General features: G+C 62.3%; 1 protein-coding gene. It reads right to left on the bottom strand.

Annotated features, from left to right (window positions below; all coding sequences use genetic code 11):
* On the bottom strand, positions 1-281 hold a 281-nt coding region (locus K0F88_RS32130; protein ID WP_219097885.1), incomplete at both ends, for an immunoglobulin-like domain-containing protein.

Genomic DNA, 281 nt, shown 5'->3' with positions numbered 1-281 from the left:
ACGACTGGCGAACCGGTCACTGGTGCAGAGACGGACGCGGTGTACACCACAGTGCCGCCTTCGGCCACGGACGAAGTCGCGGTCAAGCTGACGGTCGAGGTGTTGATGGTGTCGGTGACATCAGTCACCGCCGCCGAAGGGTCCTTGACCAGGTTTTCGAAGTTGCCGCCAGTCGCGTCCTTGATGGTCGCTTCAACTTTGCCGGCGTCTTTGTAGACGTCATCGGCCGGTGCCTTGACGGTGACGGAACCGGTGGTCGCACCCGCGGCGATGGTGATTAC

It is taken from the genome of Pseudomonas sp. UMAB-40, from assembly GCF_900095275.1.
Lineage (GTDB): Bacteria > Pseudomonadota > Gammaproteobacteria > Pseudomonadales > Pseudomonadaceae > Aquipseudomonas > Aquipseudomonas mandelii_B.
This window is presented reverse-complemented; position numbering and strand designations above follow the sequence as displayed.